Genomic DNA, 14,612 nt, shown 5'->3' with positions numbered 1-14,612 from the left:
AGGCTGATTCCGGCAACTATGCCGGAGAGTTCTGAACACGGGTATCCCCGATAATAACATAATAAAGAAAACAATCGACAGAAAGACTAAACTCAACTCCTGATGCCCCGACAAACGTGAAAAAGCCCGTCGCAAGATGCGACGGGCTGTGCAAACATATTCGAAAGAATATTTCGGAAACTAAGCCATCTTGTTGACGGCAGCGTGAAGGCGGGAAATTCTGCGTGCAGCGGCACGGGAATGGATGACCTTCTTGGAAGCAGCACTGTCGAGCACGGAAGTTGCCTTACGCAGAGCAGTTGCGGCAAGTTCGGTATCGTTGGCTTCGATTGCAGCGCGAACATCTTTAACAACGTTCTTTACACGGGTACGTACCATGTTGTTGCGCTTGTTACGGACCTGGCTCTGACGGTATCTTTTGAGTGCGGACTTATGATTCGCCAAGGTATTTCTCCTTAAAATTTAATTTCTATTTTTTACCCGGTTACCCGGAATTGCGTTCAAACGAAGAGTGTCTTTAACCGAGGACACCCTATCCTGTCAATGTCCAATAGCATTTTTCATGATAAAAAAACACGAAAAAGTCCATTTTATTTAACCAGACCGGCATTCGGTCGGATTAAATCTGCAGAGCGCCGAAATCGGCAAGCCTGGAAAGCCTGTCTACCAGTGCCTGCAACAGGTTGAGTCGGTTCATCTTGAGACCCTGATCTTCGCAGTTGACCATTACGTTGTCGAAAAATTCGTCAACAAACGGCCTGAGTTCGCCGAGGATTGCGAACAGTTTAGCGAATTCATCATTTTCCCAGAGTTCTTCGAAACGGCCGGCGCTTTCATCAAGCTTTTCAGCAAGCTTGATTTCCTGCGGTTCAACAAGGCGATCAGCCTCGAATCCGCCGGAGAGTTCAAGCCCCTCCTCGCCAACCTGTTTCCTGATTATGTTGGCCGCACGTTTGAAAGTCAGCACTGACTGTTCAAAACCTTCGGCCGCAGCGAATTCTGCAAGTGCCTCAATCCGTGCCTTGAGAGCGGTAAGGTCACGGAATCCGGCTCCGATGGCAGCGTCCACAACTCTGGTCTCAAAACCCTGACCGGAGAAGTAGGCCCGCAGCCTGCTTGAAAAGAACTCGCTGAGTTTATCAAGGATTTCGGTCTTGGAGAGTTTCCATTTGATGTCCTTGGAATAACCGTCGAAGGCTGTTTCCATGACTTTGAGGACATCAACCCTCATACCGTAATCCATAATTATGCGCACAATGCCCAGAGCGGCACGCCGCAGAGCGTAGGCATCGTTAGCGCCAGTGGGGATCTTGTTGAGTCCGAAACAACCGACCAGAGTGTCGGCCTTGTCGGACATTGAAACAATTGCTCCGCCAAGCGAGGACGGCACGGGGCTGTCCGGACCGGCAGGCAGATATTGTTCGGCTATGGCCTTGCAGATGACATCTTCTTCACCGCGTTTGGCGGCGTAAATTCCACCCATGATGCCCTGCAGGCTGTCAAATTCGTAAACCATCTCGGAAACAAGGTCAGCCTTTGCCAGACGTCCTGCACGGGCAAGCTCGGTCTGCAGGGAAGAATCGACCTTCGCGGCGATCATGGCCGCAAGACGTTCCATGCGTCTGGATTTGTCGCCCATGGACCCCAGAGGTCCGAGGAAAACAACATTGTCCAGCTTGTCCAGCCAGGTTTCCACGTCAGCCTTGAGGTCGTTCTTCCAGAAGAAACGGGCATCTTCAAGTCTGGCCTTGAGAACCTTTTCCCAGCCCTTGCGCACCAGTTCCACATCCTTGGGTACAAGGTTGAGGGTGCACAGAAAATGAGGCAGGAGCTTTCCGTCATCCTTCTGGATACCGAAACATTTCTGGTGGCTTTCCATGCTGGTCAGGAGCACTTCCCTGGGGAGTTCAAGAAAAGATTCATCGAATCCGCCGATGATGGGCATGGGCAGTTCAACAAGGTTGCTGACTTCCTGCAGCAGGGAATCCTTCCATACAACGGAACCGCCCAGTTCGGAAGCCAGCCTGTCCCCTTCCTTGCGGACATATTCGCCGCGTTCGTCCGGGGAGATAATAACCGAGCACTTATCCTTGATAATGGAAAAATAGTCGGAAGCATCGGCCACATCCCAGGGACCGGCACCCATGACACGGTGTCCGAAAGTCTTGCGTCCCGAAGGAAGCCCGGCCATCTCGAATTCAACGACATCCGAACCGAACAGGCAGAGCAGCCAGCGCAACGGACGCCCGAAAGCGAAATCAAGATTTCCCCATTTCATTTTCTTGGGAAAGGAAAGCCCCTTGATTGCGGTCACGCAGAGATCGGGCAGGATATCGATGGTATTGCCGCCGCCGACAACCTTTTTGGCTGCGAGATATTCGCCCTTGTCGGTTTCAACGGTATAGATGTCCTCAAGGGCAATCCCCTGAGAACGGACAAACCCTTCCAACGCCTTGGTCGGCTTACCTTCGGCATCATAAGCGATTCTGGCGGGAGGTCCGGAAACTTCCTCTTCCATCTTGCGCTGTACCTGCGCCATATCCTTTACGTAAACAGTCAGTCTGCGCGGAGTAGCGAAAGCCTCTACGCTTTCGCAATCGATCATGTTCTCATCGAGCAGGCTGCCGAATATATCCTTGATGTCGATGCCGAGCCGGGGAACAAAACGGGCGGGCATTTCCTCAATTCCAATTTCGAGTATAAAATCGGCCATTTCAGTTTCCGTTTCTTTAATCGTTGTTAAGCATGGGATAGTTCATATCCTCGCGTTCCTGCGCATAGAGCCTTGCAGCGGCGGAAGCAAGATTGCGGACTCTGCCGATATAGGAAGCGCGCTCGGTTATGGAGATGGCTCCACGGGCATCAAGCAGGTTGAAAGTATGCGAGCACTTGAGGCAGTAATCGTATGCGGGACGGGGCAGCCCTTCCTCGCAAAGCTTTTTGCTCTCCGCTTCATACTTGTTGAAAAGGTCGAGCAGCATTGCCGCATCGCTGAGTTCAAAGTTGTATTTTGACTGCTCAACTTCGTTCTGATGAAAAATCTGACCGTAGGTGACCTTGTCATTCCATTTAAGATCGTAAACGGATTCCACACCCTGCAGGTACATGCTGATGCGTTCCAGACCGTAGGTCAACTCAACGGACACAGGCTTTAGATCAATCCCGCCGACCTGCTGAAAATAGGTGAACTGGGTAACTTCCATACCGTTGAGCCATACTTCCCAGCCGAGTCCCCAGGCGCCGAGAGTGGGAGATTCCCAGTCGTCCTCGACAAAGCGGATGTCATGCTCTTCGGCATTGATGCCGAGCACTTCAAGGCTTTTGAGGTAAAGACCCTGCACATCGTCCGGGGAAGGTTTCAGAATGACCTGAAACTGGAAATAGTGCTGCAGACGGTTGGGGTTTTCACCGTAACGTCCGTCCGTAGGCCGGCGCGAGGGCTCGACATATGCGGTGTTCCAGGGCTCGGGACCGATTACCCGAAAAAAAGTTGACGGGTTGAATGTACCGGCACCGGTCTCGATATCCAGCGGCTGAACAATGCAACATCCGTAATCAGACCAGAAGTCCTGCAGTTTTAGAATAACATCTTGAAAATTCATTGAGTTTCCTCTCGTCTAGAAAAAAACAAAACTTTCTATCGACTCATTTTCCGCTTATTTTGCGCTCAATTGAAAACGAAAAATGTCCGCTTCATAAACAGATTTGTGCAGAAAAAGTCCAGACTTTTACCGGAGAATCTTCTCCGGAATGCAGGCAGCCATATTTTCCGCACCATTCTCCGCCGACCTGCGGCGGAGGAAAATTCATATCTTCCTGTAGTTGCTCCCCTCCCAGACCAGTCCGAGATGGTAAGCCATGAACCTGTCCATGACCGCAAAACATTCCTGCCGGATCACGGCCGGGAGTTCCAATGCGGTCCAGTTCGCAGGTCCGGTGTCCTGAATCCAGGCCAGCGTTCGCAATGTGCCGACACTGATCACATCGCCAGCAGCATTGCCGGCACAGTCAAAACACTCGATTCCGCCCTTTTTGACATCAAAGACAACCGGACGGGAACTGAACAGTGGTTTGCCGCATCGGGAGCAAATTGTAAAGTCCGGGGTGTAACCTTGTTCAAAAGCAACCTTGGCCCGAAAAAAAAGCGGGAAAAAATCATCCGGGTCGAACTCGTCGATTACATCCAGTGTTTCGGTAAGCAGAGCAAACACCCTGCGGCTGTCTTCCCTCTCGGCCACCGCAGCCTCCACGAACTTCAGACAGTTCGCGGCCAGCCCCATTTTCCTGATGTCGGCTCTTATCCCCGAATAAGCCTTGATAAGGCTTCCTTCCTGCAGAGCCTGATAAGTCCCGGTCTTGTTGGCCCCGGTTTTGAAAAGGACCTGGGAAAACGGTTCAAAACACCCCCCGAACCTTCTGCGGCTTCTGCTGCCGCCGAAAGCAAAGGCTGTCTGTACTCCCCTGGTGGCTGACAGGTACTTTACCCAGAGATCGTTCTCCTTGAACTTCCCCGTCTTGAGTATTACGACCTTTTCCGTGACTTCCATCTTATCCGACGGCCCTCCTTAAGGAGCTGCCGGAAAATCCAGCGTCTTTACCGCCCCTTTGGAAGCTTCTATCCCGAAGGGTTTTCCATCGGAAGTAATATCAACTCCTCCGGCATTCCCCAATTTTATCTTCAGACTTTCGGAGTAAGGAAAGGAAACAGACTCTCCTTCCTGCAGGACCATTTCACTGCGCTTTCCATCCGCTACAGCTTCAACCCAGCAGACTTCCCCCGCTCTGGCCCTGATTTCCACAACATTACCTAGGGCAGCAGGTACCGCAGCAGGAGCCGGTGCAGCCTGTTCTTCTACTGCTGTCTGTTCGGCTGCAGCAGGTTCGGCGGTGTTTGCTACAGGCTCACCTTCTTCAGCCTTCACTTCACCGGGAACGGCCTGCTCTGCGGGTGCTTCTTCAACAACTGGCTGCTCCGGGACGGGAGCCGGAGCCTGTTCGGCAGGCTTCTCCTGCACAGCTTTTTCACTGTGCTCAGATCCGCCGAAATCAAACATGGAACTGTCGTGCAGGTAATAGACAAGTCCGCCCACAACAGCAACAAGCAACACAATGAGCAGGATAGGTCCGGCCAGACTTTTCCTGCCGGACTCACCGATCACCGGTTGCGGAACAGCTTCAACCGAAAAAACATCATCTTCGAATGATGTACCCAGGAGCCTGGAAAATTCTTCGCCTATCTCTTCCGGATCAAGCCCGAGGGCCCGAGCGTAGTTCTTGATAAAACCCTTGGCATAAACAGCATGGGGAAACTCTTTCTGATCACCGTTTTCCAACGCATCAATATTGATCCGGCTGATTTTGGTAATCTCCATAATCTGCTCAACGGACAATCTCTGCCGCTGTCTTTCCTCTCTCAGTCGGGAACCCAGCTCTTTCAAATCCATAAGATCCTCTTGATAAAATCTGGCTGAACGTCCGGGCCGCATGCCCGAACCGAATAATAGACAAGCGCGTTTCGTCGTTACAACGCGCCGGGTCCGCTACAGTTCTCCCCGAATTACTTAAAATCGATAACAGCTTTTTCCCTGAGTTTTTTTATGTACTCGGCAAAGACGTCATCCTGCTTCTGCCGATATAAGCGCTCATAAATTTCATCTTTTTCATCTTCAAAAGAACCTTCCTGCACAGCCGCGGCATAAGAATCGAGCTTGAGCAGGGCCTTGAATGACTGAACATCAAAAGGCTGACTTATTTCACCGGGCTTCAGTCCCTCAAGAGCATCATGCCATGTCTGGGCAAGGTCGTCCCAGTTAAGCACACCGAGGTCTCCTCCGCTGCCTGCACCGGGACCGGTTGTGTATTTATCGGCGGCCTGCTCAAAAGTTATACCGCCGGAAAGAATTTCTTCCCTTATCTTAGCTGCAGAAACGTTTTCCGGAAAAAGGATCAGTTTCAGATGAACATTTTTGGTCTGCGGAACGTCACTTGTGCGCGTACTGTTCCATGCTGCTCTGATTTCATCATCAGTAACCACAACCTTGCTTTTGACTTTGTAAGCCAGAAGACGGTGCTGGCGAATATCCTTTCTCAGTTTTTCCTTGAATTCCGCCAAAGTGGTCTTCTGCAGGGCGAGACGCTGTTCAAACTCTTCGTCCGTAAGGTTGCTGTTTTCCTTTATGCTTTTGATTTCATTATCAACATCCTGCGGCGAAACTTCAATCTTCAGCCTGCTGGCTTCCTGATCGATAATAATTTCATTAATCATGCGATCCAGTATCTGAGACCGGATCTTCTTAAGCTGCTCTTCCTCTACTGCCGTAAGCTCCCTGCCTTTGAACTGCTTCATTATGGGAGCCATCTTGAAATTGAGATCAAACATTGTAATTACGTCACCGTTAACATCGGCAACTATTCCATCCACAGTAATTTCGTCTGCAACTGCGGACTGGACATAAAGACATATAAAAGCAATAAACACAGCTACGACAACGTGCTTCAATTGAAATCTCCCGTAAAAACGTCCTTTCGGACCACAGAATCTGACCGGATTTAAAGATTGCGGGCGTCACCAAAGACCTGAAGCCGCAATAATTACTCTGCCTAACTAAACTCTTTCAACCAACTATGCAAGAACGCGGTCCGCACTACAGTAAATTACTGTTTTGCGTCTGAAGCATCGGATGACTCACCATGCTTTTTATCGGCCTCCGGCAGCAAATCCTTGCTTATCTCTATCCGGGCCGCAGCAAGCTCGCTATCGAGCCACTTTTCAAACCTGCTCTTGAGTTTTTTCTCCAGCAGGACCTTTTCAACCTTCGGGTAGGCCTGCAGAGGGGTCAACAGGGTTGCAGGCTTCTTTTCCTTGAGTATCAGGCACAGGACTTCATTTCCCTGACTGATTATCTGACTGGCTTCGCCGGGCTCAAGTTTATCCACAAAATTTTTCCATGCCGAAGGAATCTGCCCGTCCCGAATCCAGACCTCACGCACAGAAACCTGACGAAGTTTTTCGCTTATTTCAGCTGGACTCACACCTTGACGGTATAATTCGGACCCCTTTAACACCAGATCGCCGGACAAGCCCTTGACCATTACAAACCGACACCCGGCAGGCTGGTAGAATTCGGAAATGTGCGTGCGGTAGTAATCCTCCGCTTCCTTGTAATCTATCTTGATTTCAGGTCGAAGAATCTCCCTATAAAACTTTTCCATGGCGAGCTGGTACTTCAACTGAGAACGCCAGGCATTTATATCTATATACTCCTCAATGAGTATCTGTTCGAATGAATCATCGGGATAGTCGGAGCGGACCTCATCTTCGGCCGCTTTCAATTCCGCCTGAGAAACAGGCATTCCGCGTTTTTCCAGCTCCTGTGAAACCAGTTCCTGAACAATAAGATCACCGAGCATCTGCCCGTATTCGCTCCTGACCTGGCTCACGGACGGTACGTATCCCTCGCTTCCGTCATGTTTCAGGTCATACTTGTAATCCAGTTGCGAAAGATAAACCGGCCTGCCGTTTACCCTGGCGACAACACCGGGGTCTTCATTCTTGTTCTGGCATCCGGCCAGCATGGCAGCCGTAACCAGCAAAACGAGTAAGAACAGTTTTTTCATACACGAACCTGCATTTGCTTTCCGCTGAACTTAAAGTAACGGTTCAAGTTTTTTGCATACATTATCAAGTCCCTTTGAAATCCCGGACTCTCCGTCAAAACGAATTTCAAGACCGGCAGGAGGCTTGAGGCGGGCCTTCCCGTCCTGCTCCCCGACCCACCCGATCAATCTCGCAGGATCAACAGGGTTATTCTTTTCATCCCAGAGCAAAACCGCCCTGGATGGAAACAGATCGGCACGGATAACGCCAAGTCTGGCCAGCGTGCGCTTCAGATAAAGCACGGAAATGAAATTCTCCACCGCTTCAGGAAAATGACCGAAACGGTCCTTGATCTCGGCGGCGAGCTCCTCAATCCTTGCTTCGGTTGCAGCAGAGGAAAGAGCCCGGTAGTAACGCAGCCTTTCCCTGCCGTCAGGCACGAATTCTTCCGGCAGATGCGCTCGAAAGACGAAATTGAGCTCCGGTTCTGCGGAAGGAGCAGACTCATCTCCTTTGAGACGGCGTACTTCCTCATCCAGCATTTCCAGAAACAGATCAAGCCCGACCTTGGCCATCTGCCCGGACTGGACCTCTCCCAGTATATTTCCTGCGCCACGCAGCCGCAGGTCTTCCATGGCAACCTTGAATCCGGCACCCAGATAATCCAGCTGCAGAATGATCTGCATACGGCGCTTGGCCTTTTCGGACAATGAATCAAGGGACGATACCACGAAATAGGCATACGCCTGTCTGGTGCTGCGCCCCACCCTTCCGCGCAGCTGATAGAGCTGGCCTAAGCCGAACATCTGGGCCTGATCAACAATCAGGGTGTTCGCGTTGGGGAAATCCAGACCGGATTCGATTATGGCGGTAGCAACAAGGATATCAAGCTCCTTGTGCCAGAACTTGTGTATGGTTTCTTCCAGATTCTTTTCGGTCATCTGCCCGTGGGCCATGCCGATGCTGGCTTCAGGGGCAAGTTTCTTGACGAATTCGACAACACGCTCAAGCCCCTGCACCCGGTTGTGAACCCAGAAAATCTGCCCGCCGCGCTCAAGCTCCCGTTTGACAACCGAGGCAAGCATGGCTTCGTCCCGCTCGATAAGCGCAGTTTCAACCGGCTTGCGGTCAACCGGCGGAGTTTCGATTGTGCTCAGGCTGCGCACCCCGGAAAGAGAGAGTTGCAGAGTACGTGGAATGGGTGTCGCGGTCAGAGTCAGGGCATCAATGTTTTTGCGCATTTCCTTGATGCGCTCCTTGTGCCGGACGCCGAAACGCTGCTCTTCGTCAAGGATCAGCAGGCCGAGGTTCGGAGCCTCCACATCCTTGGACAGAATCCTGTGGGTTCCGATAAGGATATCCAGTTTGCCGGAAGCCAGATCTTCAAGCACCCTTTTCTGTCTGGGCCGGGGCACAAAGCGGCTGAGCATGCCTACGGTAACGGCGAACCCTTCCATGCGCTGCACGAAAGTCTGGTAATGCTGCTCGGCAAGAACAGTTGTGGGACAAAGCAGGACAACCTGTTTTCCGTCCAGCACAGCACGGAATGCCGCGCGAAGGGCCACTTCCGTCTTGCCGAAGCCCACATCACCACAGACCAGCCGGTCCATGGGTTCCGGACTTTCCATATCCCGAAAAACATCCTGAATGGCACGCTCCTGATCCGGGGTTTCCTCAAATCCGAAAGTGGATTCAAACTCCCAGTACATATCGGTCAGAGGGCCGTAGGCGTAGCCTTTGGCGATCTTGCGGTAGGCATACATCTCCACGAGTTCACCGGCAATTTTTTCAATCGCCTTGCGCGCCTTCTCGCGGGTCTTTGACCAACGCGAACCACCGAGTTTGTCGAGAACCGGACAAGCCCCCTCTGGCCCCTTGAACTTCTGGATAAGATTCAGTCGGTCAACCGGCACGTAAAGCTTGTCATCGGCATCAAAGAACAACAGCAGGTAGTCGTTGGAAACATCGCCCACATTCATGTGATGCAGACCGCCGAAACGGGACAGACCGTAATCCCTGTGTACCAGCAGATCATCCGGGAGCAGGTCTTCGTAGCTGGTCATGCCCTCGAAAGCCTTATCTCCGCCGCGCGCTGCTCTGGACGATTCCGGCTGGATGACCTCTTCTCCGAGGATCAGGGTCTGGTTCCACTCCAGTTCCATACCGTTTCTAAGCGGCGAAACAAGCGCGTATATCCCCTTGTTAAGCGGAGAATATTCAACGCTGATACCTAGTTGTTCCGGCTCAATGAGAGAAAGAAATTTTCTGCGGGACCGTTCGGTTCGAAAACTGAGCACCGTCTGGAATCGTTCGGAACGCCATTCTTTGAGCGCTGTTACAAATGCGGCCCAGGGCCGTTTCATCTGTTCGGGCTTCCAGAAAATATCGCTGAAAGCGGTGATCGATTTCTCCGGCAGATCAACACCGTCCTTTTCCCGCCCGATGATAAGGTCCTCGAAAACAATCTGGCGTTCGTCCCGCCATGAAGTGCGGGCCCGCTCCTCATTCCAGCAGACTGCATGGACCGGCCACTTGCACCCGGAATGGGCTGATTTATCCAGAAGATACGTCTTCCATGCGTATTCCTGATCCTGAAGCTTGGAACGCAGGTTGGAAGCTGAAGAGAGCACGTAAACGGCATTTCCGGGTAAAAACGATTTAAGGTCCGAGGAATCAGGATAAAAAAGACCGGGCCAGATCATGCCGTCAGCATTTTCAGCCTTCTCCTGCAAAAGAGTATATCCTTCGGAAGAAATTTCCCCGGTCCGCTTAAGCTGGTCCCAGTGCCCTACAGCATCGTCAATGTAAGATCCGCTGAGCATTGCCGGAGCCACCGGCAACAGGGTTATTTCGTCCAGATCAGCTTTGGAACGCTGCGTGGCCGGATCGAAAAGCCTTATTTCTTCAAGGATATCACCGAAAAATTCCAGCCGTACCGGCAATTCGTAACCGGGAGCATAGATATCGAGGATATCCCCGCGCATGGACATTTCACCGTAACCGGAAACCAGTTTGGTTCTGGAATATCCCCAGGTGACAGCCTGCTCTATGAGCAGTTCCGGGTCCATCTCCTCGCCCTTGGAAAGCACTATGTAGTTGTTGTCCAGAACGGCCGGTGACGGCCACTTCATAAGCAGGTTGTCAGCGGTGAGCAGCACGGAACGCTTACCGCCAAGGGAAAGACCGTGCAGGGCGGCCCAGCGTTCAGCCCACTCCGAAGCAGCTGGAGATTTGCAGGTGTACGGAGGCAGAAAAAGCCACTCCTGATCCCACGAAGGGACAATGCTGCCCTTGGATCTTGCCCCGCTGCTGCCAAAGAGAGTCAGCAGGGCCTTGAGTTCGGAATATTCGCGGGCTCCCGGCGCTACAACAACCGTAGCCTGCCCGCGCGAATGCAGGGAATGCGCGGCAAAAGCCTGGGACCCAGGACCGCTCTTAAAAACACGTATATTCGTTCCTTTCCCGTTGGCAAAAACGGAAAGTTCGGAGGGTAAAGACAATTTGGCTCCAGAGGATGGTAAAAAGTAAAGTCGCCCGGCTGTCTCAGACAGCGGACGACTTTTTTTGCAGAGTAATCGCAGTTATGTCCAGCAAATTAAACCGCGGCCCGTATTTTTTAACATTTCCCATGCAGCAGTAAACCGCCTGCGAAAACATTTCCAAGAGAAAAACACAGACTGCCGGTTATACCTGCGCAAGCTGCTCCTGTTCATCGTTGGACAGAAGCCGGTTGAGATCAAGCAGAATAAGCAGCCTGTCCGAAAGCTTGCCGACCCCGCTTATATATTCGGAGTCAAGACCGGAAACAACCGGCGGCGGCGGCTCCACCGTGGAGGCGGGAATTCTAAGAACCTCGGAAACGGAATCGACAACGAACCCGACAATCATATCGTTTATTTCAACAACTATGATACGGGTATTCTGGTCGTGTTCCCTGATGATAAGGCCGAACTTGCTGCGAAGATCAATAATCGGAATAACCTTTCCGCGCAGGTTTATCACCCCTTCCACAAAGGCGGGAGCACGCGGGACCTTGGTAATTTCCATGGTCCTGATGATTTCCTGAACCTTCAGGATATCAACTCCGAACTCCTCGTCTCCGATACTGAAGGTAACCAGCTGAATAAGCTCTGCATCAAGAGTTATCTTCTTACCTTCTTCCATATCTGCCCCCCGTTTGGTTGCGTATATTATAACAATTCGGCATGAGTGACCGGGACTTGTTTATTATTACTGCAAATAAATCTTTTCTGTATATTATTATTGATCTGAATTATTTGCAAGACAATCATCAAATTATAGGACAAATCCGCCCGATTTAGTCTCCACTAAAATTGACTAGCAGGACGTTAATGACTATTGGTACATGACGTAGCACACAATCAAACAAAAAGGCGAAGATTCAGGAGGGTATGAACTCGCATGGCTCAGTTTTCCCCTGCAGAGAATATAACTCTGGAAGATCAGATAAAATCACTTGCAAATGAAGAACTTCTGGACTTTTGGGAAGAAACACAGTTTCTAGCCAAAATGCTGGATCAGGATAATCAGGAAACCATTCCTTACAACCCGGAGTATGAAAGACTTATTCTGCAGGAGCTGCAGCTCAGGTCATCCATGAAGACTCTGAACCCGTAAAATTTCAAAAGGCCCGCCTCTCGGCGGGCCTTTTGGCGTTTTCTATCTTTCCGTTCCGACCGCTCTGCGGCCGACGCTGAAATAGGCAAATCCGCTGTCACCCATATGAGCAGGGTCATACAGGTTGCGCCCGTCAAAAATAATCGGGGCCACAAGCGCTTCTTTTATTCTGTCGAAATCAGGATTCCGGAACTGGTTCCAGTCAGTGACAACGGCCAGAGCATTTGCTCCCTCGAGCACTTCGTACTGGTTGTTAACAATCTCCACCAGATCATTATCACGCAGGATAGCGGCAGCTTTTGTGTGAGCAACCGGATCAAAAGCACGGATCTTCATGCCTGCGGCAGTAAGCTCGGAAATAATGGAAAGAGCTGATGACTCACGCATATCATCCGTGTTGGCTTTGAAAGCAAGTCCCCACAACGCAAGGGTTTTACCGCGTACTCCGCCCTGCTGGTCGTAGTAGTTCAGTATCTTGCTGGCGAGCATTTTCTTCTGACGGTTGTTTACTGAATCCACAGCTTCGATAAGCTCAGGACGCGCGCCAACTTCACGAGCGGTGTTGATCAGGGCCTTCACATCCTTGGGAAAGCAGGAACCGCCGTACCCTACTCCGGGGTAAATGAAATAGTATCCTATTCTGTGATCCGCTCCGATCCCGATGCGGACCTCTCTGACATTGGCTCCGACCTTTTCGCAGATTCCGGCCATTTCATTGATGAATGAAATTTTGGTGGCAAGCATGCAGTTGGCAGCATACTTGGTCATTTCCGCGCTTCTTGTTCCCATGAAAATGAGTTTTTCACGGCTGCGGGCGTACGGAGCGTACAGGGTTTCGAATGCCTTACGGGTGTCCGACTTCTCGGTACCCACCACAACCCGGTCAGGCTTCATGAAATCATTAACGGCGTCGCCTTCCTTGAGAAATTCCGGGTTCGAGGCGACATCGAAATCAATATCAAGCCCGCGCTTATCCAGTTCCTCCCGGACAATCTTGCGAACCTTGTCCGCCGTGCCTACGGGAACAGTGGACTTGTCCACGATGATTTTCGGCTCGTTGATTGTCTGCCCCACTTCACGGGCGACGGCTTCCACATACTTCAGGTCACAGCTTCCGTCGGCCCCGCAGGGAGTTCCGACGCATATGAAAATAAGCTTGGCCTTCGCCATTCCTTCCTTGAGGTCGGTGGTGAAAAAAAGCCTTTCATCCTCGTAGTTGCGCTTGACCAGATCTTCAAGTCCGGGTTCGAAAATATGAATTTTACCCTGCTTAAGGGTAGTTACGACATTGGGATCAACATCCACGCACCAGACGTGGTTACCCATCTCGGCAAAACAAGCCGCACTGACCAGGCCTACATAGCCGGTACCGACAATACAAATGTTCATTAGCTGTTCTCTCGATTAATATTTTCGTTTATCATCTGACGTCAGACAGGTATCTGAGTCGCTGTTTGTCTCTGCTAAGCGTGCGAATAACGTCATAACAAAATCAAAGTCAACCGCCCTCGGTTACAGGGACATGACGGTTGCCAAGCAAGAGTATTAACTATATTGTCCGCTTACCTGCCCGGAGCCTTGAGCCGAACCGGAATACAAAGGATCAATAAGGGCGGACAATCAGGAAATAATTCAGCGGAGGATATAACCATGCCACTTTTATGTGTCAACGTGGATCACGTTGCAACAGTAAGACAGGCCCGTCTTGGAACGGAACCGGACCCGGTAGTCGCTGCAGCCATGTGCGAGCTTGCCGGTGCAGCGGGGATTATAATGCACCTGCGGGAAGACCGGCGCCATGTACAGGACCGGGACATAGAACTCATCAGACGGACCATCCAGACCGATTTTCATTTTGAGATGGCCGCCACTGAGGAAATGCAGCGCATTGCCCTTGAAACCGATCCGACAACAGTATGCCTTGTACCTGAAAAGCGCCAGGAACTGACCACCGAGGGCGGGCTCAACTGCATAGGTCGTGAAAAGGAACTGACCGAATATCTGGCTCCTCTTCATGAAAAGGGAATAGGCTCCAGTCTGTTCATAGATGCAGACCCGGAACAGATCATAGCGGCAAAGAACATCGGTGCCGAATATGTGGAGATACATACCGGACATTTTGCCGATGCCACCGACCGTGACCTGCGGAAAAAGGAACTGTCCCGCATCATCGACGGAATCAGGCGCTGTCAGGATCTCGGCTTGAAGGTAAACCTCGGCCACGGGCTGAACTACCTTAATATACTTGACTTTGCCGATGTACCCGGCATCTGCGAATACTCAATCGGGCATTCCATAATGGCCAGAGCCATCATGGTCGGGCTTGACCGTGCGGTTCGCGATATGGTGGAACTGGTCCGGACCTTCGCCGATTAGC

11 protein-coding genes and 1 pseudogene are annotated in these 14,612 nt (G+C 51.3%); 2 read left to right on the top strand and 10 right to left on the bottom strand.

Features of this window, described 5'->3' with window-relative positions:
• Positions 1 to 180: 180 nt before the first annotated feature.
• From rpsT to ACKU4E_RS03445, 9 genes and pseudogenes are all read right to left on the bottom strand, one after another.
• Positions 181 to 444, bottom strand: coding sequence for a 30S ribosomal protein S20 (rpsT, locus tag ACKU4E_RS03485; RefSeq protein WP_320169700.1), 264 nt, complete (start codon positions 442 to 444; stop codon positions 181 to 183).
• A gap of 175 nt (positions 445 to 619) precedes the next feature.
• Positions 620 to 2,713 carry a glycine--tRNA ligase subunit beta gene (gene glyS, locus ACKU4E_RS03480; protein WP_320169699.1) on the bottom strand — a complete coding sequence of 698 codons (2,094 nt, stop codon included), beginning with the start codon at positions 2,711 to 2,713 and terminating at the stop codon, positions 620 to 622.
• Between the two features lie 16 nt (positions 2,714 to 2,729).
• Complete coding sequence (gene glyQ / locus ACKU4E_RS03475) at positions 2,730 to 3,602, bottom strand: glycine--tRNA ligase subunit alpha (protein ID WP_320169698.1); 873 nt, start codon at positions 3,600 to 3,602, stop codon at positions 2,730 to 2,732.
• 204 nt (positions 3,603 to 3,806) lie between these two features.
• Positions 3,807 to 4,547: a DNA repair protein RecO gene (gene recO / locus ACKU4E_RS03470; protein ID WP_320169697.1), complete on the bottom strand. Its 741-nt coding sequence runs from the start codon at positions 4,545 to 4,547 to the stop codon at positions 3,807 to 3,809.
• Between the two features lie 18 nt (positions 4,548 to 4,565).
• The gene (locus ACKU4E_RS03465; protein ID WP_320169696.1) at positions 4,566 to 5,444 is read right to left on the bottom strand and encodes a RodZ domain-containing protein; all 879 of its coding nucleotides are present in this window, start codon (positions 5,442 to 5,444) and stop codon (positions 4,566 to 4,568) included.
• 113 nt (positions 5,445 to 5,557) lie between these two features.
• Complete coding sequence (locus tag ACKU4E_RS03460; protein ID WP_320169695.1) at positions 5,558 to 6,499, bottom strand: SurA N-terminal domain-containing protein; 942 nt, start codon at positions 6,497 to 6,499, stop codon at positions 5,558 to 5,560.
• A gap of 155 nt (positions 6,500 to 6,654) precedes the next feature.
• Positions 6,655 to 7,620, bottom strand: a pseudogene (locus ACKU4E_RS03455) (SurA N-terminal domain-containing protein); the annotation flags it as partial.
• A 27-nt stretch (positions 7,621 to 7,647) separates the two neighbouring features.
• Complete coding sequence (gene mfd, locus ACKU4E_RS03450) at positions 7,648 to 11,097, bottom strand: transcription-repair coupling factor (RefSeq protein WP_320169693.1); 3,450 nt, start codon at positions 11,095 to 11,097, stop codon at positions 7,648 to 7,650.
• Between the two features lie 184 nt (positions 11,098 to 11,281).
• Positions 11,282 to 11,761, bottom strand: coding sequence for a chemotaxis protein CheW (locus ACKU4E_RS03445; protein WP_320169692.1), 480 nt, complete (start codon positions 11,759 to 11,761; stop codon positions 11,282 to 11,284).
• Between the two features lie 258 nt (positions 11,762 to 12,019).
• Between ACKU4E_RS03445 and ACKU4E_RS03440 the strand changes: the two genes are divergently transcribed.
• Positions 12,020 to 12,235, top strand: a complete 216-nt coding sequence (locus tag ACKU4E_RS03440; RefSeq protein ID WP_320169691.1) for a hypothetical protein — start codon at positions 12,020 to 12,022, stop codon at positions 12,233 to 12,235.
• Positions 12,236 to 12,277: 42 nt separating this feature from the next.
• Here ACKU4E_RS03440 and ACKU4E_RS03435 read toward each other — a convergent pair whose 3' ends face one another.
• Positions 12,278 to 13,624, bottom strand: a complete 1,347-nt coding sequence (locus tag ACKU4E_RS03435) for a UDP-glucose/GDP-mannose dehydrogenase family protein (protein WP_320169690.1) — start codon at positions 13,622 to 13,624, stop codon at positions 12,278 to 12,280.
• Between the two features lie 261 nt (positions 13,625 to 13,885).
• Here ACKU4E_RS03435 and ACKU4E_RS03430 point away from each other — a divergent pair, with 261 nt between their 5' ends.
• The gene (locus ACKU4E_RS03430) at positions 13,886 to 14,611 is read left to right on the top strand and encodes a pyridoxine 5'-phosphate synthase (RefSeq protein WP_320169689.1); all 726 of its coding nucleotides are present in this window, start codon (positions 13,886 to 13,888) and stop codon (positions 14,609 to 14,611) included.
• The last annotated feature ends 1 nt before the right edge of the window (position 14,612 follow it).

It is taken from the genome of Maridesulfovibrio sp. (assembly GCF_963677005.1).
Classification (GTDB): Bacteria; Desulfobacterota; Desulfovibrionia; order Desulfovibrionales; family Desulfovibrionaceae; genus Maridesulfovibrio.
Note: the sequence above shows the minus strand (reverse complement) of the source record. Positions and strands in the feature narration are given on the sequence as shown.

Coding starts and splice junctions, on each gene's coding strand:
- ACKU4E_RS03465 (WP_320169696.1), bottom strand. CDS start 5,444: ATGGATTTGAAAGAGCTGGGTTCCCGACTGAGAGAGGAAAGACAGCGG.
- ACKU4E_RS03435 (WP_320169690.1), bottom strand. CDS start 13,624: ATGAACATTTGTATTGTCGGTACCGGCTATGTAGGCCTGGTCAGTGCG.
- recO (WP_320169697.1), bottom strand. CDS start 4,547: ATGGAAGTCACGGAAAAGGTCGTAATACTCAAGACGGGGAAGTTCAAG.
- ACKU4E_RS03440 (WP_320169691.1), top strand. CDS start 12,020: ATGGCTCAGTTTTCCCCTGCAGAGAATATAACTCTGGAAGATCAGATA.
- ACKU4E_RS03445 (WP_320169692.1), bottom strand. CDS start 11,761: ATGGAAGAAGGTAAGAAGATAACTCTTGATGCAGAGCTTATTCAGCTG.
- glyS (WP_320169699.1), bottom strand. CDS start 2,713: ATGGCCGATTTTATACTCGAAATTGGAATTGAGGAAATGCCCGCCCGT.
- ACKU4E_RS03430 (WP_320169689.1), top strand. CDS start 13,886: ATGCCACTTTTATGTGTCAACGTGGATCACGTTGCAACAGTAAGACAG.
- glyQ (WP_320169698.1), bottom strand. CDS start 3,602: ATGAATTTTCAAGATGTTATTCTAAAACTGCAGGACTTCTGGTCTGAT.